The sequence below is a fragment of the Streptomyces sp. NPDC093085 genome (assembly GCF_040683935.1).
GTDB lineage: Bacteria > Actinomycetota > Actinomycetes > Streptomycetales > Streptomycetaceae > Streptomyces.
The window spans coordinates 1174897-1197271 of sequence record NZ_JBFBFB010000001.1 but is presented as its reverse complement, the minus strand read 5'-3'; the positions used below and the strand labels follow the sequence as shown (position 1 = coordinate 1197271).

Here is a 22375-nt window from a genome sequence, read left to right as displayed (position 1 = left end):
CCACGGTGGAGACACGGGAGACCAGGGCCCCGGGCCGGGGCGGAACCGGGGGCGAGGAGGGCGGCGCGGGCCGCTCCGAGCGGCTGAGCGCCTTCGCCCAGCGGCACGGCGCGCTCGTCACGCTCGTCGTGGTGGCCGCCGTGGCGTCGGCGGGCTTCGACACCTTCGCGACCGGCGACAACCTGGCGAACATGGCGGTCTCCTCGGCGTTCCTCGCCGTCGTCGCCCTCGGTATGACCTTTGTGATCATCACCGGCGGGATCGATCTCTCGGTGGGTTCGCTCTTCGCGCTCGGCGGGGTGCTGGCGGCCTGGGGCTCGCGGTACGGCACGGCTGTGGCGCTGCTGCTGCCGCTCGCGGTCTGCGGGGTGATCGGGCTGGTCAACGGTCTGCTGATCGCGCGGGCCCGGCTGGCCCCCTTCATCGTCACGCTGGCGGCGATGCTGCTGGCGCGCGGGGTGCTGCTGGCGGTGACCGACGAGGGCGCGACCACCTATCTGGTGGACGACGGTTCGCTCTTCGCCCGGCTGGGCCAGGACACCCTCCTCGGGATCGGGCTGCCGGTGTGGATCACGGCGGCGCTCTTCGTGGCGGGCGGGGTGGTGCTGCGCCGGGCCCGCTTCGGGCAGTACGTGTACGCGGTCGGCGGCAACGAGGACGCGGCGGCGCTGATGGGCGCCCCGGTGGCCGGCACGAAGATCGCGGTCTACACCCTCTCGGGACTCTGCGCGGGGCTCGCCGGGGCGCTCAACGCGGCGTGGCTGGTCTCCGGGGTGACCATTCTCGGCACCGGGATGGAGCTGGAGGCGATCTCTGCGGTGGTGATCGGGGGGACTCTGCTGACCGGCGGCTTCGGCTTTCTCAGCGGCTCGCTCGTGGGGGTGCTGCTGCTGAAGGTCATCCAGAACGTCATCAACCAGATCGGCTCGCTGGACTCGGCGTACCAGCAGGTCGTCAGCGGCGCCTTCCTGGCCCTGGTGGTGATCGCCCAGACCTGGCTGGGGCGGCGGCGCGGCATGCTCTGAGCCGGGCCGGCGGGGCCGGTCGCCTCGGAGGGGATACCCCCCCGTCCGGATGGGGGGTGTCCCCCGCTGGTAGGTCGGGACTACGGGATTGACCTGGGGGACAGCGTCCAGGGGTGGAAGTGCGCCACCTGGAGTACAACCACGGCAGTACCGCCGAATGACCTCCGCCGGACGACGCGCGAAGCGGGGCGGAGAGAGATCGTGGAGACATGAGCGCACTCTCCCTGTCCGTCCTGCTCTCCCTGGTCTCCGCGGTCGCCTACGCGGCCGGGGCCATCCTCCAGGAGCGTGTCGCCACGGACACCCCCGCCCGTCCCTACGCGCCGCTCCACCACGGGGTGTGGTGGGCCGCCGTGGCGCTCAACGGGGCCGGGGCGGCGCTCCATGTCGTGGCGCTGGCGTACGGGCCGCTGAGCGTCGTCCAGCCGCTGGGGGCGCTCACCATCGTCTTCGCGCTGCCCATGGCGGCGCTCTTCGTGGGGCGCAGGGCCGGGCGGACCGCGTGGCGGGGCGCGCTGCTGGCCTCGGTGGGGCTGGCGGGGCTGCTGGCGCTCACCGACGGCAGGGACACCCACGGGCTGGGCGGCGGGGAGCGGCTGGTGCTGGGCGCGGCGACGTTCGGCGCGGTGGGGGTGGTCTTCCTGGCCGCGCAGTTCGTGGGGCGGCCCGTGGTGCGGAGCGTGCTGCTCGCCGCGTCGGCGGGGGTCGCGTTCGGGATCGCCTCGGTCTTCACGAAGACCGTGGCGGTGGACCGCTCGGGCGGGGTGGCCGTGCTGGTGCCGACCCTGGCGGTGATCGCGGTGCTCGCGGCGGGCGGGCTGCTGCTGTCGCAGGCGTCCTACCGGGGCGCGGGGCTGGCCGCGCCGCTCGCCACGGTCACGGTGGTGAACCCGGTGGTGGCGGCGGCCGTGGGGCTGACGCTCTTCGGCGAGGAGTTCCGGTACGGGACGCTCGGCACGGTTCTGGCGCTGACCTCGGGACTGGTCGCGGCGGGCGGTCTGGTGCTGCTCACGGCGGAGCGGACGGCCGCCGCGGCGGCCCGTGAGCGGGCGCGGGCGGCGCGGGCCGCGCGCCAGGGCGAGGCGGGGTCATCGGCACCGGCCGCAGGGCCCGGCCGCGCGCCGGACCGGTCCGTGGACGGCACGGCCGGCCCGGGTGACTCGTACGGCCCGGGCGACTCGTACGGTCCAGACGGTGCCCCGGGCGGCTCAGAGGCGGACGCCGCCGGCCCGCAGATAGGCGAGGGGGTCGATGTCGGAGCCGTAACCGGGCCCCGTGCGCATCTCGAAGTGGAGGTGCGGTCCCGTGCTGTTGCCGGTGGATCCTGAGCGGGCGATGCGCTGACCGCCGCTGACGCTCTGGCCCTCGCGGACGGTGAGCGCGGAGAGGTGCGCGTACTGGCTGTACTTGCCGTCCGCGTGCCGGATGACCACCTGGTAGCCGTAGGCGCCGCCCCACCCGGCGGAGACCACCTGGCCGGCCGCGACCGCCTTGACCGAGGTGCCGGTGGGGACCGGGAAGTCGACGCCGGTGTGGTAGCCGCTGGCCCAGGAGCCCGACTGGTGGTAGGGGGTGCCGGTGGAGGCGTTGACCGGGGCGGTCAGACCGCCGGTCTTCGGCTTGGCGGGGGCCGGGGCCTCCGCCGTGGCCTGCCGCTTCTCCTCCGGCTTCGGCTTGGCCTGCTGGGTGCGCTCCGGCTGGGGCTTCGCCGTCTCCTTGGGCTTGGCGGTCTGCTTCTGCGCCTGCTTCTGGCCGGGGACGGGCTTCGCCGTCTCCTTCGCCTTCGGCGGGGTCGCGGTGGACGTGCCGCTCTTGGCGGGCGCCTGGAGGACCAGTTTCTGCCCGGGGAAGATCAGGTCCGGGTCGTCGCCGACGACCTGGCGGTTCTGCTCGTACAGCCGCTGCCAGCCGCCCTTGACGGACTCCTCGACGGCGATCCGGGAGAGCGTGTCGCCCCGGGCGACGGTGTATCCCTCGCGCCGGGTCGGTACGGAGGTGGGCGAGGCCGCCCTGGTCCGCTCGGCCCGTACCGCCTTGGCGAGCTTCTCGGTCCTGGCGGCCTGTTCCGCCTCGGTGAGGCCGGTCTTGGCGGCGGCCTTGGCGGTGGAGGCGGCGGGGGCGGAGGCCGGGGTGATCTGCGGGGCGTCGCCGCCCCGGGTCAGTCCGGCCCGTACCGAGCAGGCGGGCCAGGCGCCGGGGCCCTGGCCCTTGAGCACCTTCTCGGCGATGGCGATCTGCTGGTCCTTGGTGGCCAGGTCGGCGCGGGCCGCGTAGCGGGTGCCGCCGTACGCCTCCCAGGTGGACTGGGTGAACTGGAGCCCGCCGTAGTAGCCGTTGCCGGTGTTGATCTGCCAGTTGTTCGTCGACTCGCAGGCGGCGACCTTCTCCCAGACGTCCACCGGCGCGGCGTGCGCGGTCGCGGCGCTCAGCAGCGGCAGCGCCATGCCGGCGCCGCCGGCCGTGACGGTGAGCGAGGCGCGGTTGAGGCGGTTCGGCTGGTGTCGGCGGTGCCGTCCGGTCGCGGCCATGATGGGCTCCCCCACGGGCTGGTTAGGACATATCGCAGCGGCCAACGTAAAGCCAGGGCAATGATCGTGACAAGGGCTCACCGGCCCCGCCCCGGTCACCGGTCGGCCGCGTATCGGCACACAGCGTGCCATCCCGGACCCCGCCGTGTCCGCCGGTCCCGGAAATTCGCCCGCCGTTCACGGAAAGGTGCCCCGGGGACCTGCCCCCGGGGGCCTGAAGGGGCGGGACGGCGGGGCGGGGACGACGGGCGGGGACGACAGGCGGGGACGACAGGCGGGGGGGGCGGCCGGGCACATACCGAGGGGGCGGGTACGGGGCGGTGCGATCCGCTCCGTACCCGCCCCCTCGCCGTGGCGTGGGCCCGGCCGTGGCCGTACCGGCCGGTCCGTCAGGTGCCGGGCGGCCGGGTCGGCTCGGTGCCGGTCCGGGCGCAGACCGAGGCGGCCACGCGGGCGGCGAAGCCCAGCATCCGGGTCACCTGCTCCCGGGGGAGCGCGGCGACGCCGACGCCGGTGTCCGCGCCGTGGGTGGTCAGCCAGTTGAGGACGCCGGCCATGAACGCGTCCCCGGCGCCGATGGTGTTGACCACCTCGACGGGGACGGCGGGCACGGAGACCGGCTCGCGCTCCCCGGCGTACGCGGTGGCGCCCCGGGCGCCCCGGGTGAGCACCACGAGGCGCCCCTCCCGGGCAAGGCGGCGGGCGCTCTCGTCGGGGTCCGTGCCGGGCCAGAGCCGGGCCAGGTCCTCGTCGCTGGCCTTGACGACCTGGGCGGCCCCGCAGAGTTCGCGGAGCAGCCGGCCGGCCCGTACGGGGTCGATGGTGCGGTCCTCGCGGACGTTGGGGTCGACCACGAGGAGCGAGGCGGCGGCGCCCGCGCGGGCGGTGGCGGCGACCGCGTCGGCGGCCGGGTCGACGACGGCGGCGACCCCGCCCACGTACACGGCGGCGAACCGGTCCACCCGCGCGGAGAGGTCGGGCAGCCGGAAGGTCGCCGTGTCCCCGAGGTGGAAGTGGTACGTGGTGCCGTCCGGGCCCGGGTCGGCGACCGCGAGCGTGGTGGGCAGCTCCGAGCGTGCGCAGAGGCCGAGTTCGGTCCCCGCCGAGCGCAGCCGGTCCTCGATCATCCGGGCGAACCCGTCGCCGCCGAGCGCCCCGGCGAACCAGCTCGGCGTACCGAGCCGGGCGAGCCCCGCCGCGACATTGGCGGGCGCGCCGCCGGGCTCGGCCCGGTAGCCCGCCGGTTCCTCCGGTACGGGGACGAGGTCGATCAGGGCCTCCCCCATCACCAGGACGGCGCCGGGCCCGGGGGCGGGATCGGGGGCGGGTTCCGTGCCTGCCCCCGGGGTGGTCGGGTCGGTCACGGCTCGACCACGATCTTCCGTCCCTGGCCCGCCTTGAACTTCTCGATGGCCTGCGGGTACTGCTCCAGCGGCAGCCGGTCGCTGATGAAGACGGCCGGGTCGAGCACACCGGAGGCGAAGAGCGCGGCGGCCCGCTCGTAGCTGTGCAGCACCGCCATGGAGCCGGTGATGGTGATCTCCTGGTTGTAGATGCGGTACGGCTCGATCACGGCGGTGGTCGCGTAGTCGGCGACCCCGAACTGGAGGAAGGTACCGCCCTTGGCGACCCGGCCGAGGCCGTCCTGGATGGCGCGGGCGTTGCCGGTGGCGTCGATGACGAGGTCCCAGCCGGTGGGCCGGTCGAACTCGTCGGCCGAGGCGGCGGAGCGCGAGCAGCCGAGCCGTCCGGCGGTCGCCAGCCGCTCCGGGTTGACGTCGAGCATGTCGACGGAGGCGGCGCCGGTCCGCTTGGCCAGTTCCAGCATCATCAGGCCCATGGTGCCGGAGCCGTAGATCAGCACCTCGGCGCCGAGCGTCGACTTCAGTACGTCGTAGCCGCGGACCGCGCAGGAGAGCGGCTCGATGAGCGCGGCGTCCTTGACGTCGATGTGGTCGGGGAGCTTGACGCAGTTGGCGACGGGCGCGACGGCGAACTCGGCGGCGCCGCCGGGCTTGCTGACGCCGATCGCGTTCCACCGGTCGCAGAGGTTGCCCCGGCCGGTCCGGCAGTAGCGGCACTCGTTGCAGTACAGGGAGGGGTCGACGGCGACCTTGTCCCCGATGCTCAGCTCGGTGACGTCGCTGCCGAGTCCGACGATCTCCCCGGCGAACTCGTGGCCCGGGACGATCGGCAGGGTGGGCGCGAACTCCCCCTGGAGGATGTGGAGATCCGTACCGCAGAGTCCGCAGGAGGCGACGGAGACCACCACATCCCGAGGGCCGGGGGTCGGGTCGGGAACCGTCGTGACGGAGACCTTGCCGACGGCTTCGACGATCGCAGCCCTCATTACTTCACAGCTCCAAGAGAAAGGCCCTGGACCAGCTTGTCCTGGGCGGCGAAGCCGGCGGCGAGCACCGGCAGGGAGACGACGACGGACGCCGCGCAGAGTTGGGCGAGGAAGAGGCCCTGGCTGGTGACGAAGCCCGTCAGGAAGACCGGGGCGGTCTGCGCGGTCACGCCGGTGAGGACCCGGGCGAAGAGCAGCTCGTTCCAACTGAAGATGAAGCAGATCAGGGAGGTCGCCGCGATGCCCGGCATGGCGACCGGCGCCACCACCCGGGTGAGCACGGTCGGCAGCCTGGCGCCGTCCACCTGGGCGGCCTCGATGATGGAGACCGGTACGTCGGCGAGGAACGACTGCATCATCCAGACCGCGATCGGCAGGTTCATCGACGTGTAGAGGATGACGAGCAGCCAGATGTTGTCGAGCATCCCGGCGTTCTTCGCGAACAGGTAGATGGGCAGCAGCCCGGCGACCACCGGCAGCATCTTCGTGGAGAGGAAGAAGAACATGACGTCCGTCCACTTCTCCACCCGCTTGATGGAGAGCGCGTACGCCGCCGGCAGCGCGAGCAGGAGCACGAAGACCGTGGAGAAGACCGACGCCATCACCGAGTTGATCAGCGGCGGCCAGGGGCTGGCGCCGCCGCCCTCGCCGAAGAAGACCCGGTAGCTGTCGAGGGTGAGCCCGGCGGTGAGCGAGGGCGGGTTGGTCGCCGCGTCGGCCTCCGTGTGGAAGGAGGTGAGCAGCATCCACAGGGCCGGCATGCAGAAGACGATGCCGACGATCCAGGCGAGCAGGCCGAGACCGGCGGAGCGCCGCCTCGCCCGCCGGGCCGCCGGGGCGTACTTGTTGATCTTGTCGGCCTGCGGCCGGACCGCCGCGGCGGTGCCGGGCACGGAGAGGGCACTCATGCGCGGGACGCCTCCTCGCTGAAGAGGGACGAGACCACCCGCAGGGCGAAGGTCGCGATCACGATGGTGCCGATCACGACGACGACCCCGGCCGCGGAGGCGAGTCCGTACTCGTGAGCCTGGTAGAAGGTCTGGTAGATGGTGTACGGCAGGTTGGCGGTGCCGAGCCCGCCGGAGGTGAGGGTGAACACGGCGTCGAAGTTCTGCACGATGTAGATCGAGCCGAGCAGGATGCCGAGTTCGAGGTAGCGGCGGAGATGGGGCAGGGTCAGATAGCCGAACATCTGCCATCCGGTGGCGCCGTCCAGCTTGGCCGCCTCCATGATCTCGGCCGGCCTGCTCTGGAGGCCGGCGAGGAGGATGAGCATCATGAACGGCGTCCACTGCCAGATCAGCGCGGTCTCGACGGCGAGCAGCGGCATGTCGGAGACCCAGTCGGGCTGTGCGGGGTTCTCCACCCCGAAGAGTCCGGTGAACCAGGCCCAGCCGCCGTTGAGGAGCCCGTACTCGGGGTTGTAGAGGACGTGCTTCCACATGAGCGCGGCGGAGACCGGGACCAGCAGGAACGGTGTGATCAGCAGCGTACGGACGAAGCCCCGGCCGAGGAACTTCCGGTCGAGCAGGAGCGCGAGGAGCAGTCCGAGGATGACGCTGGCGATCACGACGGTGGCCGTGAGCAGCACGGTGGTGATGACCGAGTCGCGCAGGGACGCGTCGGTGAACACCTCGCCGTAGTTGCCGAGTCCGGCGAAGGAGCGCTGGTCGGGGGCGAGCGAGTTCCAGTCGAAGAGCGAGATCACCAGCGTGGCCACGAAGGGGAGCTGGGTGACCGCGATCAGGAAGATCAGGGCGGGCAGCAGGGGCGCCCGGGTGGCCCACGCGCGGGCCCGGGAGCCGCCCCCGGCCTGGTGCGCCGCCTTGCGGGGCGCACCGGCCGGGGCGAGGGGGGTGGTGCTGACGGGGGTACTCACTTCTGGTCCTTGCCCACCTTTTCGGCCAGCGCCTGCGAGTTCTTCAGCGCCTCGGCGACGGTCTTCTTGCCGGCGATGGCGGCGCTGATCTCCTGCGAGACCTTGGTGCCGAGGTCGGTGAACTCGGGGATGTCGACGAACTGGATGCCGACGGTGGGCCGGGGCTGGGTGCCCGGGTCGGTCGGGTTGGCGCTGGCGATGGCGTCCTTGGTGACCTGGGCGAAGGCGGAGGCTTCCTTCAGGTACTCGGGGTTCTCGTAGGTGGAGGCGCGCTTGCCGGCCGGGACGTTCGACCAGCCGACCTTCTCACCGGCGAGGGTCTCGTACTTCTTGCTGGACGCCCAGGAGATGAACTTCCAGGCGCTGTCGGTCTTCTTGGACGCCTTCTGCATGCCCCAGGCCCAGGTGTAGAGCCAGCCGGAGCTCTCCGTCTTGTCGACCGGGGCCGGCACATAGCCGATCTTGCCCTTGACCGGGGAGCCCTTGGCCTCCAGCGAGCCGGCGCCGGCGGTGGCGTCGTACCACATGGCGGACCTGCCCTGGGTCATGTTGTTCAGGCACTCGGCGTAGCCGGCCTGCGGGGCGCCCGCCTCGCCGTGGTCGCGGACGAGGTCGACGTAGAACTGGGTGGCCTTGGTGAACTCGGGCGAGGTGAGCTGCGCCTCCCAGTCCTTGGTGAACCAGGTGCCGCCCATGGTGTTGACGACGGTGGTCAGCGGCGCGATGACCTCGCCCCAGCCGGGCAGACCGCGCAGGCAGATGCCGCGCATGCCCTTCTCGGCGCCGTCCGCCTTGGCGGCGAGGTCGGCGACCTGCTGCCAGGTGGGCTTCTCGGGCATGGTCAGCTTCTTCGCCTCGAAGACGTCCTTGCGGTACATCAGGAAGGACGACTCGCCGTAGAAGGGCTGGCCGTAGAGCTTGCCGTCCTCGGCGGTGAGGGAGTCGGAGAGGGGCTTGAGGATGTCCCCCTGGTCGAACTCCTTGTCCTTGTCGGTGTATTCGTCGAGCGAGTGGAGCCAGCCGTTCTTCGCGTAGAACGGCACCTCGAAGTTGCTGATGGTGGCCACGTCGTACTGGCCGGCCTGGTTGGAGAAGTCCTGGGTGATCTTGTCGCGGACGTCGTTCTCCGGCAGGACGGTGAAGTTCACCTTGATGCCGGTTTCCTTGGTGAAGTTCTCCGCGGTCAGCTTCTGGAGGTCGACCATCTGCGGGTTGTTCACCATGAGCACGTTGAGCGTGTCACTCCCGCCGGCGGAGGAGCCACCACCCGCGCCGCTGCATCCCGCGAGCAGCGCCATGAGGGCCGCGCTCGCGCCCACGCGGAGACGGATCGCGCGACGTCGTTGTTGGAGTGGCATGTGAGATCTCCTGATCATTCGGGTAGGGAGTGGGAGTGGTGAGGAAGGGGGGCGGCGAGGCCGTGTGGCCGGTGCGCACCGTGGGGCGGGTGTTTCCCGTGGTGTTCGGGTGGGTCCAAGGGGGTTCGGGTGGGTCCAAGCTCTGGAGAAGTCGAGTGGGGTGGATCTCGTACGGACGGATCCGGCGGGGACGGTGCGGCGCGGGTGACCGGCGTACGGGAGCGGCCGGTGCGGGCGCCGGGCGGCCGTCAGACGCGGATGACCTGTGGCCCGAGCAGTGAGTAGCGCTGGGCCTCGGCCGAGGGCAGTCCGGAGTCCGTGACGATGGACTCGAAGTCACCGACCTCGGCGAAGCGGCAGAAGCTCACGGCGCCGAACTTGGTGTGGATCCCGGCGAAGACCCGGCGGCGGGCGCTCCGCATCGCCTGCGCCTTGACCTCGCTGACGGCGGGGTCGGGGGTGGTCAGACCGTACTCGCGCGAGATGCCGTTGGCCCCGACGTACGCCAGGTCGATGACGAACTCGGAGAGCATCCGGGTGGTCCAGTGGTCGACGGTGGCCATGGTGGAGCCGCGCACCCGCCCGCCGAGGAGGAGTACGGCGATCTTCTCGGCGTCCGCGAGGGCGGTCGCCACGGCGAGCGAGGCGGTCACCACGGTCAGCGGCCGGTCGCGCGGGAGCGCCTCGGCGACGAGCTGGGGGGTGAAGCCCTCGTCGACGAAGACCGTCTCGGCGTCCCCCAGCAGATCGGCCGCCGCCGCCGCGATCCGTGACTTCTGCGGGACGAGCCGGGTGGTCCGTACCGCGAGGGTGGTCTCGAACCCGGCGCTCTCGACCGGATAGGCGCCCCCGTGGGTGCGCCGGACCAGTCCGTGTCCCTCCAGGGCGTGCAGGTCCCGCCGTACGGTCTCCTTGGCCACTTGGAGCCGGCCGGCCAGTGCGGTGACCTCCACTGACCCGTCGCTCCGGGCGATTTCCAGGATCTCTCGTCGGCGCTCGTCGGTGTCCACGACCACACACTTCCCTGCTCTGACGCTGTTCAGCACCCGTTCGGGCTCATGCGTAGTTTTTACAAGCAGGCAACCTGTCACGACCAGGCCCTTCACAGCACTGAGTGGGTCCGAGTCTGCCCGTTATGTTTTCGATTCCTTCCCAGGCCAGACCCCTCGCAGGGGCGGGTGTTGCGCGGATCACTGCCCGATCGGTGCCCGGATCGTGCCCGATCGGTGCCCGATGCGTCCGTGTCATCACCGGAAACGGAACGGGCATACGGGCACGATCGGGCGGCCTCCGATGCCCCTGCCGGCGGGCCCGGCGCGGGCTCCCGGCGGCGGCGTCGCCGGGGCGTCGCGGGGTGAACGGCGGTGTCCGGCGGTACGTATCCCTCCCCGGCGCCCTCGTGAGGCCGTCCCCGTACGGACCGGGTCTTTCTTGGCGCGTCCGGGGGCGGGGGTCTTTACTGGCGGGGCACGGCAGAATTCGACGGAATACCCAGGAGCACACGCATGAGTGGTACAGCCCAGATCGGTGTCACCGGACTCGCGGTGATGGGCCGCAACCTCGCCCGTAACTTCGCCCGCAACGGATTCACCGTCGCCCTGCACAACCGCACCGCGTCGAAGACCCGTGCCCTGGTGGAGGAGTTCGGCGACGAGGGCACGTTCGTCGCCGCGGAGTCGGCCGAGGAGTTCGTGGCGGCGCTGGAGCGTCCGCGCCGGCTGGTGATCATGGTGAAGGCGGGCGCGGCGACCGACGCGGTGATCGAGGAGTTCGCCCCGCTGCTGGAGGAGGGCGACGTCATCATCGACGGCGGCAACGCCCACTTCGCGGACACCCGGCGGCGCGAGCAGGCCCTGCGCGAGCGCGGGATCCACTTCGTCGGCGTCGGTATCTCCGGCGGCGAGGAGGGCGCGCTGCACGGGCCGAGCATCATGCCCGGCGGCTCGACCGAGTCGTACGAGTCCCTCGGCCCGCTGCTGGAGAAGATCGCCGGGAAGGCGAAGGACGGCACGCCCTGCTCGACGCATATCGGCCCGGACGGCGCGGGCCACTTCGTCAAGATGGTGCACAACGGCATCGAGTACGCGGACATGCAGCTCATCGCCGAGGCGTACCACCTGCTGCGGTCGGTCGCCGGGTACTCCCCCGCGAAGATCGCGGAGACCTTCAAGGAGTGGAACACCGGCCGTCTCGACTCGTATCTGATCGAGATCACGGCCGAGGTCCTCGCCCATACGGATGAGGCGACCGGCAAGCCGTTCGTGGACGTGGTGACCGACCAGGCCGAGCAGAAGGGCACCGGCCGCTGGACCGTGCAGATCGCCCTCGACCTGGGTGTTCCGGTCTCCGGTATCGCCGAGGCGGTCTTCGCCCGCTCGCTCTCCGGCCACGCCGGGCTGCGCGAGGCGTCCCGGTCGCTGCCGGGCCCGACGGCGGTGCCGCTGGGCGAGGAGGAGGCGGCCCGGTTCGCGGCCCAGGTCGAGCAGGCGCTCTACGCGTCGAAGATCGTCTCGTACACGCAGGGCTTCCACCAGCTCCAGGCGGGCAGCGCGGAGTACGGCTGGGACCTGGACCTCGGTTCGATCGCCGCGATCTGGCGGGCGGGGTGCATCATCCGGGCCGCGTTCCTCGACCGGATCCGCGCGGCGTACGACGCCCAGCGCGACCTGCCGAGCCTCCTCTCCGACAAGCAGTTCGCCGAGGAGATCGGCGCGGCGCAGGAGGACTGGCGCGCGGTGGTCGCCTCCGGTGTCCACCAGGGCGTTCCGACGCCGGGCTTCGCGGCGGCGCTGGCGTACTACGACGCGCTGCGCGCCGAGCGGCTGCCGGCCGCGCTGACCCAGGGCCAGCGCGACTTCTTCGGGGCGCACACCTACCGGCGTACGGACCGTGACGGCTCGTACCACACGCTGTGGGGCGGCGACCGCTCCGAGGTCAAGACCGGCTGAGACGGTTCCGTATCACCGTCACCCCAAGGGCCCCGGCGCGGGCTGCGGCTCCGGCTGCGGCACCGGGCCGGGGTCCGGCGGTCCCGGGACCGGGTCGGGCCCCGGGATGGGCGCCGGACCCGGCGGGGTGGGCACCGGGGACGGCGCGGGGCCCGGGGGGACCGGGTCGGGGCCCGGGCCGGGTCCCGGCGGTCCGGGCGGCGGGGTCGGCGCGGGCGGCGGTACCGGGTCGGGGTACGGGCTGGTCATGCCGGGCCTCCAGAGGTGCGGGGGCGTGTGTTTCCAATGTCTCCCGGGGCGCGTGCCCCCGCGCGCCGGATCCATACGTACGCCGGTGATCGCACCCTCCGGCCGCCCTCAGGCCGCTCCGCCGGCCGCCGGTGACCGCGCCGGCCCGCCCCGCCGGTCACTCGGAGCGGGCCTGCGCCTTGGCCGCCTCGACCGTCTCCGCCGGGGCCTCGGGCGCCGCCTCGGGGTGACGGTGGGCCCAGCGGGCCGCGTACGGGCAGAGCGGGACGACATAGGCGCCCTCGCGCCCGGCCATCGCGTAGAACTCGCGGACCAGGGTGCCCGCGACGCCCTTCCCCTCGTACGCGGCCCCCACCTCGGTGTGGAGCAGGACCAGGGTCGCGGGGACGGCGGGGGCCTGCGGGGTCGCCGCCAGCAGGAAGTAGTCGAGGTAGCCGACGGCCTGCCCGTCCTCGTACGCCTCGAAGCGGCCCCGGGGCCGGTTGTCACGGATGTTCAGATCTGCCATGGGCCTGTCGTCTCCCTGCTGGTCGGCCGGATGGGTCGCACCGGCGTCGCCCGGACGGCGGACAGCCCCGCGAGGAATACCGCACGGCCCTGGATCCCGCCCGCCGTACCGTCCTCGAACGCGGGGAGCGCGCGCCGATTTCCGGGGGTTTCCTGCCCTTCCGTGCCCGCGCCGACGCCCTTTCCGGAATTCCTCACCCCAGCGCGGCGCGCGGAATCACCGGTCTGCCGTACTCCGTCGGGCGGAATACCCGGCGCCCTCCCCCGGCCGTCCGGACGCGGCGTTTCCGCGCCGCCCCTAGCGTCGGTCAGGTGTGGTGCGCGGTGGCGGGAGCCGCCCGGGAAAAGGAGAGCACATGGCTGTACGCAGTCCACGCCGAAGGGGATATCCGGAGGGCCTCGGCGGTGAATTGATCGCCGAGTTCCTGGGCACGTTCGTGCTGCTCCTGCTGGGCGCCGGATCCGTGGCCGTCGCCGTGGTGGGGCTGCCCGGATCCGGCCGCCAGGCCGAGCCGTTCGGCCCCGGGAACTGGCTCATCATCTCGTGGGGGTGGGGCCTCGCCGTGGTCTTCGGGGTCTATGTGGCCGGCGGGATCAGCGGCGCGCACCTCAACCCGGCGGTGACCCTCGCGTTCGCGGTCCGGCGGACGCTCGCCTGGCGGAAGGTGCTGCCGTACTGGGGCGCCCAGTTGCTCGGGGCGTTCACCGGGGCGGCGCTCGTCTATGCCTCGTACCACTGGGCGATCGACGCGTTCAATGCCAAGGCGAGGCTCCCCCGGGACCAGTCCCTCGCCACGTACTCCATCTTCGCCACCTTCCCTGCCGAGTATTTCGGGAATTCCTGGTGGGGGCCGCTGCTCGACCAGATCGTGGGCACCGCGATTCTGCTGCTGCTGATCTGCGCGCTCATCGACACGAAGAATCTGGCGCCGGGCTCCAATCTCGGCCCGTTCCTCACCGGTCTGGTGGTCTTCGCGATCGGACTCACCTTCGGGACGAACGCCGGTTACGCCATCAACCCCGCCCGCGACCTGGGGCCCCGGCTCTTCACCTGGTTCGAGGGGTGGGGCTCGATCGCCGTGCCGGGCACCTATCAGTGGTACAGCCATTACATGTGGATCCCGATCGTCGGTCCGCTCATCGGCGGCATCATCGGTTCGCAGGTGTACGAGCGGCTGATCGCCCCGGTGCTCAAGGCGCGGATCGGACCGAATGTGGCCGGCCGGGTCCCGGCCGAGGAGGTCCCCACCAGGGAGGCCCCGAGGGAGACCCCGGCCACCCGCGAGCCGCTCACCGGCGGCTCCCCCACCGAATTCCCCACCGAGGAGCGGCCGTCCGACGGCACCCCGCCCCCGCCGGCGGAGCGCTAGCGCGGGGGGGGTCGCCGCGCCGGGTTCGCGGCGGGCACGTACGAGGGGTGGGCCGCCGTTGCCGGTGGCCCACCCCTCGTCCGTGCGGTCTTCGTCCGTACCCGTACGGCCGTCAGGCGCCCTCGGCCGGGGCGGCGTCCGCGCCGCCCGCGTCCTTCCGGGCCGCGAGCCCCTGGTTGCGCTTGCCGATCACCACGACCGCGGCGGCGGCGCTGGCCGCGAAGGCCACCGGGACCATCCAGTGCTGGTCGAAGACATGGCAGGTGGCGTGGTCGAGGGAGTAGCGGCCCGCCCCCATCAGCCCGATGCAGGCCGCCGTCCAGCCGAGGACGGCGGGGTACTCGAAGCCGCCCGACTGGATGAAGAAGCCGCTGGGCGCGTGGACCGCCACCGCGCCCGCCATCCCGCCGGCCGCCGCGGCGCCGGCCGCCGGGGCGGCGAGACCGAGCGCCAGCAGCACCCCGCCGCCGGTCTCGGCGAGCCCGGAGGCGAGCGCGCTCTCCCGTCCCGGGCGGAACCCCATGGCCTCCATGGCCTGGGCGGTGCCGTCGAGGCCGCCCCCGCCGAACCAGCCGAAGAGTTTCTGGGTGCCGTGCGCGGCGAGCACCGCACCGGTGCCCAGCCGCAGGGCGAGCAGGCCGAGATCGCGTCGGACAGAACAGGTCATGGCGGGCTCCGGGGGTCGGTGCGGAGGGGGCGGTGTCCGCGTCCCGGAGAGGTTCCGGGCCGCCTCTCCACTCTCGGCCGGGCGGGGTGCGAGCGGGATCCGTTGCTAAGCCGTACGGGTGGACGAGTGAACGGGTGTACGGATGCACGGGTCGCGGGTGACCACAGGGAGCCTCCCGCCGCTACCGGTCGCAGCGGAGCGCGGCCGGGTCGACGGTGCCGGCCATGCGCTCCATCCCCGCGTCGTTCGGGTGCAGATGGTCCCCGCTGTCGTACGCGGGCAGCATCTTCGCCGGGGCGGCCGGATCGGCGATCGCCGCGTCGAGGTCGACGAAGGCGTCGAACTCCCCGCTCTCCCGGACGAAGGCGTTGACCTCCTGCCGGACCGCCTCGCCGCTCTCCTTCCACTCCGGCCAGCCCTGGTACGGCAGGACGGTCGCCCCGACCGCGCAGAGACCGGCGGCGTGGGAGCGCGCGATGATGTCGCGGTACGCGGCGATCAGTTGGGCCGCGGTGGGCGCCGGGGTGGCCTTGATGTCGTTGACGCCTTCGAGCAGCACCACCGTCCGCACCCCGCGCTGGGAGAGCACATCCCGGTCCAGCCGCTTCACCGCGCTCTCCCCCGCGCCGTCGGTGAGCACCTTGTTGGCGGAGATCCCCTCGTTGGCGACGCCCTTGATCCGGGAGCCCGGCTCCGCGCCGAGCCGCCGCGCGAGGAAGTCGGGCCAGCGGCGGTTGGTGTCGGCGGTGGATCCCACGCCGTCGGTGATCGAGTCGCCGAGTGTGGCGACGGCCCCGGTGCCGCGCGGCGCGTCGGTCACCACGGCGTCGAGGTAGTAGCGGAACCGGGTCGTCTGGGTGTACGCGGTGGCCGCGTCCTCCGCCGCGTGGTCACCGGCGGGCGCGATGTACGAGGTCTGATGGCCCAGCACATGGCCGGTGGCGGTGCCGGACGCCGCCGCCACGTACAGACTGACGGCCAGGTCGGAGAAGGGCCGTACGGTGCCGGGCAGCGGGTCGCTGTAGACGGAGCCGCCCGCCGGTACGGTGACCGAAGCGGCGCCCCGGAAGGTGAGCGCGCGGTTGGTGCCGGGCACCACGGCCGCGCCGGAGTCCGCCGTACCGACGTACGCGCCGCCGAAGGTCACCGGCTGGTCGCCGAAGGCGTTGGAGAGCCGGATCCGCAGCGCGCTGCCGCCCGCGCTGACCCGGAGGACGAGGCGGTGGGTGCGGTCGGCGGCCGCGGTGTCCAGCCGGTCGGCGCTGGCGGCCCAGGTGACGACCTGGGTGGTACGCGGGGCGGGCGCGGCGGAGACCGTCTGCGGCAGGGCGGCGGTCACCGCGACGGCGCAGGCGAGGACGGCGGCGGCGTGCCGGGCGGTGCGGTAGGGGGTGCGGCGGGGGGCGGGGCGGAGAACGCTGCTTCCACTCATGACGGGTTGATGCCTCTCGTAGGGACCATCGTGCCCATGACATGAAGCGAGGCCACCTCCAGGCGTGACCTCCCTTTCCCTCACGGGCCCGGGGCGCATCCGGTTCAGCGGAGGTACGGACTTCATCGGGGGGTACGGGCTTCAGCGGGGGTACGGGGCCGGCTCCGGCGTCTCGGTGGCCGGCCGGGGCAGGATCCGGTCCAGCCACCGGGGTGTCCACCAGGCGGCCGGGCCGAGGAGGGTCAGTACGGCGGGGACGAGCAGCAGCCGGACGACGGTGGCGTCGATCAGCACGCTGACCGCCAGCCCCAGGCCGACCATCTTCACCACGACGTTGTCGCTGATGACGAAGGCGGCGAAGACGCTGACCATGATGAGCGCCGCGCAGGTGATCACCCGTGCCGTGATCTCCAGACCGTGCGCCACGCTGCCGCCGCTCTCCCCGGTGCGCCGCCATGCCTCGTGGACCCGGGCGAGCAGGAAGACCTCGTAGTCCATGCTCAGTCCGAAGACGATGGCGAACATCATCATCGGCACATAGCTCTCGATGGGCACGGTCCCCGAGACGCCGAGCGCGGGTCCGCCCCACCCCCACTGGAAGACGGCGACGACGATCCCGTACGAGGCGGCGATCGAGAGGAGGTTGAGGACGGCGGCCTTGAGCGCGACGAGCAGGCCGCGGAAGACGAGCAGGATGATGAGGAAGGAGAGCGCGACGACCACCCCGATGATGAGGGGCAGCCGGGCCGCGAGCAGGGCGAGGAAGTCCTGCTCGGCGGCGGTCGTTCCGGTGACATAGGCGCGGGCGGCGGTGCCGGCCACGGCGCGTGGCAGGGCGTCGTCGGTGAGCCGGTGGAAGAGCGCGGTGGTCCCGGCGGACTGCGGGGAGGTGCGGGAGAGCACCGTGGCCGTGAGCACCTCGCCGTCGGGGGTGGGGGTGAGCGGGGTGATCCGGGCGGCGCCGGGGAGGCCGGTGAGCGACTTCGCCACCCGGGCGCGGAGCGCGGGGCGGTCGGCGGCGGGGACGTGGCTCGCGTCGACGACGAGGGTGAACGGGCCGTTGGCGCCCGGGCCGAACCCCTCGGCGATCAGGTCGTAGGCGCGCCGGTCGGTGAAGCTCGTGGGATCGGCGCCGTCGTCGATATGGCCGAGCCGGAGGGAGAGCAGCGGGACGGCGAGCACGCCGACGGTCACCACCCCGGCGAGCAGGAACCACCAGGGGCGGCGCGCCACCCGGTGGGCGTACCGGTGCCAGCCGCCGGTGCCGGCCGGGACCCGGGTGGCGCCGGGGCGGCGTACGGCACGGACGACCGCCGGGTCGGCGACGCCCTCGGCGACGGGGTGGCGGAGCCGGTAGCGGTCGATCCGGCGGCCCGCGAGCCCGAGCAGGGCGGGGACCAGGGTGAGGGCGCCCAGGACGGCGGTGACGACGGTGACGGCCGCGGCGACGCCGAGCTTGCCGATGAACTCGATCCGGGAGACGTACAGTCCGGCCAGCGCGACGATGACGGTGCACCCGGAGACGAGGACCGCCCGCCCGCTGGTGGCGGTCGCCCGGCCGGCCGCCGCCACCGGGTCCGCGCCGTCCTGGAGGAGCTGGCGGTGACGGGTGATCAGGAAGAGCGCGTAGTCGATGCCGACGCCGAGGCCGACCATCGTGGCCAGGGTGGGCGAGACGCTCGCGAAGGTGAAGACGGCGGCGAGCAGCCCCAGACAGCCCAGCCCGACGATGACCGCGAGCACGGCGGTGAGCAGCGGGATCGCGGCGGCGACGACGCTGCCGAAGCCGGCCAGCAGGACGACGACCGCGACGGCGAAGCCGATGGCCTCGCTGGTGAGGTCGCCGGGGACCGGGCGGGCCAGCTCGCCGAGCGGGCCGCCGTACTCGACCTGGACCCCGGCGGTGCGCAGCGGCCGTACCGCCGCGTCGACGCCGTCGAGGTAGGAGCGGGGCAGGGCGGTGGGCAGCAGGTCGAAGGAGACGGTGATGTACCCGGTGTGCCCGTCGGGGGTGAGCGCCCCGGCGCCCGGGGCCGGTGGCCGGCCGGCGGGCGGGGCGGGGAGCGGTCCCGCGGCGGAGCGGATGTGCGGGAGCCGGCGGAGCGCCGTGACGGCCCGGCCGACCTGGTCCCGTACGGCGGTGAGCGGCCGGTCCGGGTCGTGCAGGACGATCTGGGCGTCGATCCCGCCGGCGCCGGGCACATGGGCGGCGAGCACGCGGGCGCCGGTGTCGGACGGGGTGCCGGGGAGGGTGAAGTCGTCGGAGTACGTGCCGCCGAACGTGGCCTGGAGCGCGTGCACCCCGCCGAGGGCGAGCAGCCAGCCGACGACGACCAGGACGGAGTGGCGCGCACACCAGGCCCCGAGGCGCCGGAGCACCCCGGGGCCGGGGAGCCGGGGTGCTCCGGGGCGGCGCGGGTCCTGGATCCGGTCCCGGCCATGATCCGGGCCTCGGTCCAGACCCCGGCCCTGGTCCAGGCCCCGGTCCCGGCTCCAGTACCGGTCCCTGTCCATGCCCCGGCTCCTGTCCCGGTCCCGGTCCAGGCCCGGCGCCGGTGGTCCCGGGGGCGCGCCGTCCCGTGGTGCCCCGCCGTCCGGTGCCGGGCCTCCGTCCGTACCGCCGCGTGCGGCCACACGTACCCCCAGAGGGTGCGAACCTCAGCCAACCGTCACAAATGCGGCCATGCTGCCACATTCATGGAGGGCGCCGGGTCACCCGCCGGGGGCGTGTGGCCGATACGGCCGTACCTCAGCTCAGCCGGACCACCAGCCGGGGCGTGCCGGCCGGGGCGGAGTGGAGCGCGCCGGGCGGGTCGTCAACGGCGCCGACGGCGCTGCCTGTGTCGCCGGTGGGGGCGGCGCCGGTCAGGAGGAGGCGCCAGGGCAGGGGGCTGTCGGTCTCGACGGTCAGTTCGGCGCCGCGCCGCCGGGTGGTGAAGACGGCGGCGGCGCCCGAGCCGTCGGGGGCGGGGACGGTGGTGACGGTCTCCGCGCCGTCGGCCGGGGTGTGCACCCGCAGCGTCACCCCGTCCGCCCAGTCGGAGACGGGCCCCTCGTCGTCGGCGCCGAACGGGATCACCGAGCCGGGCCTGGCGAGCAGCGGCAGGGTGCCGAAGCCGTGGGTCTCGCGCCGCCAGCCGGGCCCGGTGACCTGGGCGCCGGTGAGGATGTTGGTCCAGACGCCCTCGGGCACGTAGTAGTCGACGGTGCCGTCCTCGGTGAAGACCGGGGCGACCAGCAGGTCGTCGCCGAGGAGATACTGCCGGTCGAGCGGGTGGCAGGCCGGATCGTCGGGGAACTCCAGCACCATGGCGCGCATGACGGGGGTGCCGGCGTCCCTGGCCTGGAGCGCGGCGCGGTAGAGGTACGGCATCAGCCGGTGCTTGAGCCGGGTGAAGGCGCGGGTGACCTCGACGGCCTCGTCCCCGTAGTCCCACGGGACCCGGTAGGACTTGGAGCCGTGGAGCCTGCTGTGCGAGGAGAGCAGGCCGAACTGGACCCAGCGTTTGAAGACCGCCGGGCTCGGGGTGCCCTCGAAGCCGCCGATGTCATGGCTCCAGAAGCCGAAGCCGGAGAGGCCCAGCGAGAGTCCGCCGCGCAGCGATTCGGCCATCGCCTCGAAGGTGGACTCGCAGTCGCCGCCCCAGTGGACGGGGAGCCGCTGGCCGCCGGCGGTCGCGGAGCGGGCGAAGACGATGGCCTCGCCCTCGCCGCGTACCTCGCGCAGGAGGGCGAAGACGGTCTCGTTGTAGAGCTGGGTGTAGTAGTTGTGCATGCGCTCCGGGTCGGAGCCGTCGTGCCAGGCCACGTCGAGGGGGACGCGCTCGCCGAAGTCGGTCTTGAAGCAGTCGACGCCCTGGTCGAGCAGGACCCGCAGCTTCTCGGCGTACCAGGTGCGGGCGGCCGGGTTGGTGAAGTCGACGAGCGCCATGCCGGGCTGCCAGCGGTCCCACTGCCAGATGTCGCCGTCGGGCCGCTTCAGCAGATATCCGGCGGCCATGCCCTCGGCGAAGAGGGCGGACTTCTGCGCGATGTACGGGTTGATCCAGGCGCAGACCCGCAGCCCGCGCTCATGGAGCCGGGCGAGCATGCCCTCGGGGTCGGGGAAGACGTCCGGGTCCCAGGTGAAGTCGCTCCACTGGTACTCGCGCATCCAGAAGCAGTCGAAGTGGAAGACGCTGAGAGGGATCTCGGCGTCGGCCATGCCCTGCACGAACCGGTTGACGGTGGCCTCGTCGTACGAGGTGGTGAAGGAGGTCGAGAGCCACAGCCCGAACGACCAGGCGGGCGGCAGCGCGGGGCGGCCGGTGAGGGCGGTGTACCGGGCGAGGATCTCGCGGGGTCCCGGGCCGTGGATGACGTAGAACTCCAGGCTCTGGTCCTCGACACTGAACTGGACCCGGCCGACGGCCTCGGAGCCGACCTCGTAGGAGACCTGGCCCGGGTGGTTGACGAAGACGCCGTACCCCCGGGTGGTGAGGTGGAACGGGACGTTCTTGTACGCCTGTTCGCTGCTGGTGCCGCCGTCCGCCTGCCAGATGTCCACGGTCTGCCCGTTCTTGACGAACGGGGTGAACCGCTCGCCGAGACCGTAGACGCTCTCCCCGACGGCGAGGGCGTGCTGGGCGACCATGAAGTGCCGGCCGTCCCCGTCGGTGGCGAAGCCGGCGCCGCGGGCCCCGATGGAGGTGAGGCTCCGGCCGCCGGCGGTGAAGTCGAGCCGCCAGGGCTCGTCGGGGCCGGTGCCGGTACGCAACGAGAGCTCGCCCGAGACGAGTTCGACGGTGGTCCCCTCCCGGACCACCTTGCCGGACCCGCCTCGGCCATCGCCCCCTTCACCGGTACGGAGCGCGAACCGCGGTGTCCTGGGCGCCCGTCCGCCGTGGTGGGTGACGCGGACCCCGATGACGCCTTCGGCGGGCGACCAGCAATCCACCGTCAGGAGCGGGGCGTTGAGCGTGTCACCCCGGTGGGTGACCTTGCCCACCGGCGCGTAGAGGGTGACCCGGTCGTCGGTGATGTCGGTGTCGGCGACGGAGACCGCGTACCGCGCGGTCACACCGGGGCGCATCTGCCAGTACCCGTCGGTGAACTTCATGAGTGCTCCTGCTCTGTGTGAGGGGCTGCTGCTGCGAGATGGCGTCTGCTCAAGGGAGCGTCCGGGCGACGGCCGTTCGCGTGGGGCGGGTCACTTCACTTCACCGACCCGCCGGTGATCCCCGCGGACACGTACTTCTGGGCCACGACCAGCAGGATCGCCGCGGGCACCGCGGAGACGACGGCGGTCGCCATCACCGCGCCCCAGTCGCTGACATGGGCGCCGATGTACTCGTACATGGAGAGCGTGATGGGTTTGATGTCGTCGGTGGTGTTGAGGGTCAGCGCGAACATGAAGTCGGACCAGGCGAAGAGGAAACTGAACAGGCCCGCCGTGATGAGGGCGTTGCGGCTCATCGGCAGGACGATGCGGACGAAGGCGGTGAACCGGTTGGCGCCGTCGACCAGGGCCGCCTCCACCACCTCGCGCGGGATCGAGACCATGAAGGCGCGCAGCAGGACGATGGAGAACGGCACCCCGAGCGAGGCATCGGCGAGGATCAGCCCCAACGGGGAGTTGATCAGGCGGAGTTCGACATAGGCGCTGTAGAGGGCGTTGGCGATGACGATGCCGGGGACCAGTTGGGTGACCAGGGTGGCGAAGACCATCGTACGGCCGCCGCGCAGCCCGAGCTGGGCCAGGCCGTACGCGGCGGGCGCGGCCAGGGCGAGACAGACCACCACGGCGCCGAGGGCGACGAAGAGGCTGGTCGCGAGGGAGCCGCCCTGGCTGCTCAGCGCCCGCTGGAAGTTGTCCCAGCCGGGGCTGGTGGGCAGCCAGTCGGTGGCGGCCAGGCTCTCGCCGGGCTGGAGGGCGATGTTGACCATCCAGTAGAGCGGGAAGAGCAGGACGGCCAGGATGACCAGCGCGGCGGCGGTCTCCCCCCAGGAACGACGGGAGCGACGGGAGCGACGGCGGGCGGTGGCCGCCGCGGTGACTCCTGTGGTGACGGTGCTGGACATGG

The 22375-nt window shown here is 72.8% G+C and carries 17 protein-coding genes; 4 read left to right on the top strand and 13 right to left on the bottom strand.

From position 1 onward, the window contains the following. The first annotated feature begins 5 nt into the window (after window positions 1-5). Together AB0O07_RS04895 and AB0O07_RS04890 are read left to right on the top strand one after the other, a co-directional pair. Window positions 6-1025 carry an ABC transporter permease gene (locus AB0O07_RS04895; RefSeq protein ID WP_365628008.1) on the top strand — a complete coding sequence of 340 codons (1020 nt, stop codon included), beginning with the start codon at window positions 6-8 and terminating at the stop codon, window positions 1023-1025. Window positions 1026-1234: 209 nt separating this feature from the next. Further along, window positions 1235-2353 (top strand): DMT family transporter, encoded by a 1119-nt coding sequence (locus AB0O07_RS04890; RefSeq protein ID WP_365626857.1) that lies wholly within the window; start codon window positions 1235-1237, stop codon window positions 2351-2353. Here the strand turns inward: AB0O07_RS04890 and AB0O07_RS04885 are convergent. The 7 genes from AB0O07_RS04885 to AB0O07_RS04855 all read right to left on the bottom strand — a co-directional run bounded on the left by AB0O07_RS04885 (window position 2234) and on the right by AB0O07_RS04855 (window position 10150). Next, on the bottom strand, window positions 2234-3553 hold the full coding sequence (locus AB0O07_RS04885; protein WP_365626854.1) for a transglycosylase family protein: 1320 nt from the start codon (window positions 3551-3553) through the stop codon (window positions 2234-2236). The genes AB0O07_RS04890 and AB0O07_RS04885 overlap by 120 nt on opposite strands. 389 nt (window positions 3554-3942) lie before the next feature. Continuing rightward, window positions 3943-4917 (bottom strand): PfkB family carbohydrate kinase, encoded by a 975-nt coding sequence (locus AB0O07_RS04880; RefSeq protein ID WP_365626851.1) that lies wholly within the window; start codon window positions 4915-4917, stop codon window positions 3943-3945. Next, complete coding sequence (locus AB0O07_RS04875) at window positions 4914-5903, bottom strand: zinc-dependent alcohol dehydrogenase family protein (protein ID WP_365626848.1); 990 nt, start codon at window positions 5901-5903, stop codon at window positions 4914-4916. Before AB0O07_RS04875 ends, AB0O07_RS04880 begins: the two co-directional genes overlap by 4 nt. After that, window positions 5903-6811 carry a carbohydrate ABC transporter permease gene (locus AB0O07_RS04870; protein ID WP_365626845.1) on the bottom strand — a complete coding sequence of 303 codons (909 nt, stop codon included), beginning with the start codon at window positions 6809-6811 and terminating at the stop codon, window positions 5903-5905. Before AB0O07_RS04870 ends, AB0O07_RS04875 begins: the two co-directional genes overlap by 1 nt. Continuing rightward, a complete protein-coding gene (locus tag AB0O07_RS04865) occupies window positions 6808-7782 on the bottom strand; it encodes a sugar ABC transporter permease (protein WP_365626842.1) in 975 nt (324 codons plus the stop codon). The genes AB0O07_RS04870 and AB0O07_RS04865 overlap by 4 nt, the downstream gene beginning before the upstream one ends. Then, window positions 7779-9140 carry a sugar ABC transporter substrate-binding protein gene (locus AB0O07_RS04860; RefSeq protein WP_365626839.1) on the bottom strand — a complete coding sequence of 454 codons (1362 nt, stop codon included), beginning with the start codon at window positions 9138-9140 and terminating at the stop codon, window positions 7779-7781. Before AB0O07_RS04860 ends, AB0O07_RS04865 begins: the two co-directional genes overlap by 4 nt. 248 nt (window positions 9141-9388) lie before the next feature. After that, window positions 9389-10150 (bottom strand): DeoR/GlpR family DNA-binding transcription regulator, encoded by a 762-nt coding sequence (locus AB0O07_RS04855; RefSeq protein WP_365626836.1) that lies wholly within the window; start codon window positions 10148-10150, stop codon window positions 9389-9391. 495 nt (window positions 10151-10645) lie between these two features. On the opposite strand from AB0O07_RS04855, the gene gndA reads away from it, so the two are divergent. Beyond that, the gene (gene gndA / locus AB0O07_RS04850; protein ID WP_365626833.1) at window positions 10646-12088 is read left to right on the top strand and encodes an NADP-dependent phosphogluconate dehydrogenase; all 1443 of its coding nucleotides are present in this window, start codon (window positions 10646-10648) and stop codon (window positions 12086-12088) included. Between the two features lie 406 nt (window positions 12089-12494). Here gndA and AB0O07_RS04845 read toward each other — a convergent pair whose 3' ends face one another. Further along, a complete protein-coding gene (locus tag AB0O07_RS04845) occupies window positions 12495-12845 on the bottom strand; it encodes a GNAT family N-acetyltransferase (RefSeq protein ID WP_365626830.1) in 351 nt (116 codons plus the stop codon). Window positions 12846-13200: 355 nt separating this feature from the next. Between AB0O07_RS04845 and AB0O07_RS04840 the strand changes: the two genes are divergently transcribed. Then, window positions 13201-14214: an MIP/aquaporin family protein gene (locus AB0O07_RS04840; RefSeq protein WP_365626827.1), complete on the top strand. Its 1014-nt coding sequence runs from the start codon at window positions 13201-13203 to the stop codon at window positions 14212-14214. Window positions 14215-14326: 112 nt separating this feature from the next. Here AB0O07_RS04840 and AB0O07_RS04835 read toward each other — a convergent pair whose 3' ends face one another. From AB0O07_RS04835 to AB0O07_RS04815, 5 genes are all read right to left on the bottom strand, one after another. Further along, entirely contained in the window at window positions 14327-14881 is a 555-nt protein-coding gene (locus AB0O07_RS04835; RefSeq protein ID WP_365626824.1) for a DoxX family membrane protein, read from the bottom strand. Between the two features lie 181 nt (window positions 14882-15062). After that, window positions 15063-16313, bottom strand: coding sequence for an SGNH/GDSL hydrolase family protein (locus tag AB0O07_RS04830; protein WP_365626821.1), 1251 nt, complete (start codon window positions 16311-16313; stop codon window positions 15063-15065). 141 nt (window positions 16314-16454) lie between these two features. Further along, on the bottom strand, window positions 16455-18827 hold the full coding sequence (locus tag AB0O07_RS04825; RefSeq protein ID WP_365626818.1) for an MMPL family transporter: 2373 nt from the start codon (window positions 18825-18827) through the stop codon (window positions 16455-16457). 235 nt (window positions 18828-19062) lie between these two features. Then, window positions 19063-21411, bottom strand: a complete 2349-nt coding sequence (gene yicI, locus AB0O07_RS04820; protein WP_365626815.1) for an alpha-xylosidase — start codon at window positions 21409-21411, stop codon at window positions 19063-19065. Window positions 21412-21506: 95 nt separating this feature from the next. After that, window positions 21507-22373 carry a carbohydrate ABC transporter permease gene (locus AB0O07_RS04815; protein WP_365626812.1) on the bottom strand — a complete coding sequence of 289 codons (867 nt, stop codon included), beginning with the start codon at window positions 22371-22373 and terminating at the stop codon, window positions 21507-21509. Window positions 22374-22375 lie beyond the last annotated feature (2 nt).

What these genes read in the sequence shown, in the direction of transcription:
- AB0O07_RS04845 (WP_365626830.1), bottom strand. Translation starts at nt 12,845, where the DNA reads ATGGCAGATCTGAACATCCGTGACAACCGGCCCCGGGGCCGCTTCGAG.
- AB0O07_RS04825 (WP_365626818.1), bottom strand. Translation starts at nt 18,827, where the DNA reads ATGGACAGGGACCGGTACTGGAGCCGGGACCGGGGCCTGGACCAGGGC.
- AB0O07_RS04830 (WP_365626821.1), bottom strand. Translation starts at nt 16,313, where the DNA reads ATGAGTGGAAGCAGCGTTCTCCGCCCCGCCCCCCGCCGCACCCCCTAC.
- AB0O07_RS04815 (WP_365626812.1), bottom strand. Translation starts at nt 22,373, where the DNA reads ATGTCCAGCACCGTCACCACAGGAGTCACCGCGGCGGCCACCGCCCGC.
- AB0O07_RS04890 (WP_365626857.1), top strand. Translation starts at nt 1,235, where the DNA reads ATGAGCGCACTCTCCCTGTCCGTCCTGCTCTCCCTGGTCTCCGCGGTC.
- AB0O07_RS04835 (WP_365626824.1), bottom strand. Translation starts at nt 14,881, where the DNA reads ATGACCTGTTCTGTCCGACGCGATCTCGGCCTGCTCGCCCTGCGGCTG.
- gndA (WP_365626833.1), top strand. Translation starts at nt 10,646, where the DNA reads ATGAGTGGTACAGCCCAGATCGGTGTCACCGGACTCGCGGTGATGGGC.
- AB0O07_RS04875 (WP_365626848.1), bottom strand. Translation starts at nt 5,903, where the DNA reads ATGAGGGCTGCGATCGTCGAAGCCGTCGGCAAGGTCTCCGTCACGACG.
- AB0O07_RS04840 (WP_365626827.1), top strand. Translation starts at nt 13,201, where the DNA reads ATGGCTGTACGCAGTCCACGCCGAAGGGGATATCCGGAGGGCCTCGGC.
- yicI (WP_365626815.1), bottom strand. Translation starts at nt 21,411, where the DNA reads ATGAAGTTCACCGACGGGTACTGGCAGATGCGCCCCGGTGTGACCGCG.
- AB0O07_RS04870 (WP_365626845.1), bottom strand. Translation starts at nt 6,811, where the DNA reads ATGAGTGCCCTCTCCGTGCCCGGCACCGCCGCGGCGGTCCGGCCGCAG.
- AB0O07_RS04860 (WP_365626839.1), bottom strand. Translation starts at nt 9,140, where the DNA reads ATGCCACTCCAACAACGACGTCGCGCGATCCGTCTCCGCGTGGGCGCG.
- AB0O07_RS04885 (WP_365626854.1), bottom strand. Translation starts at nt 3,553, where the DNA reads ATGGCCGCGACCGGACGGCACCGCCGACACCAGCCGAACCGCCTCAAC.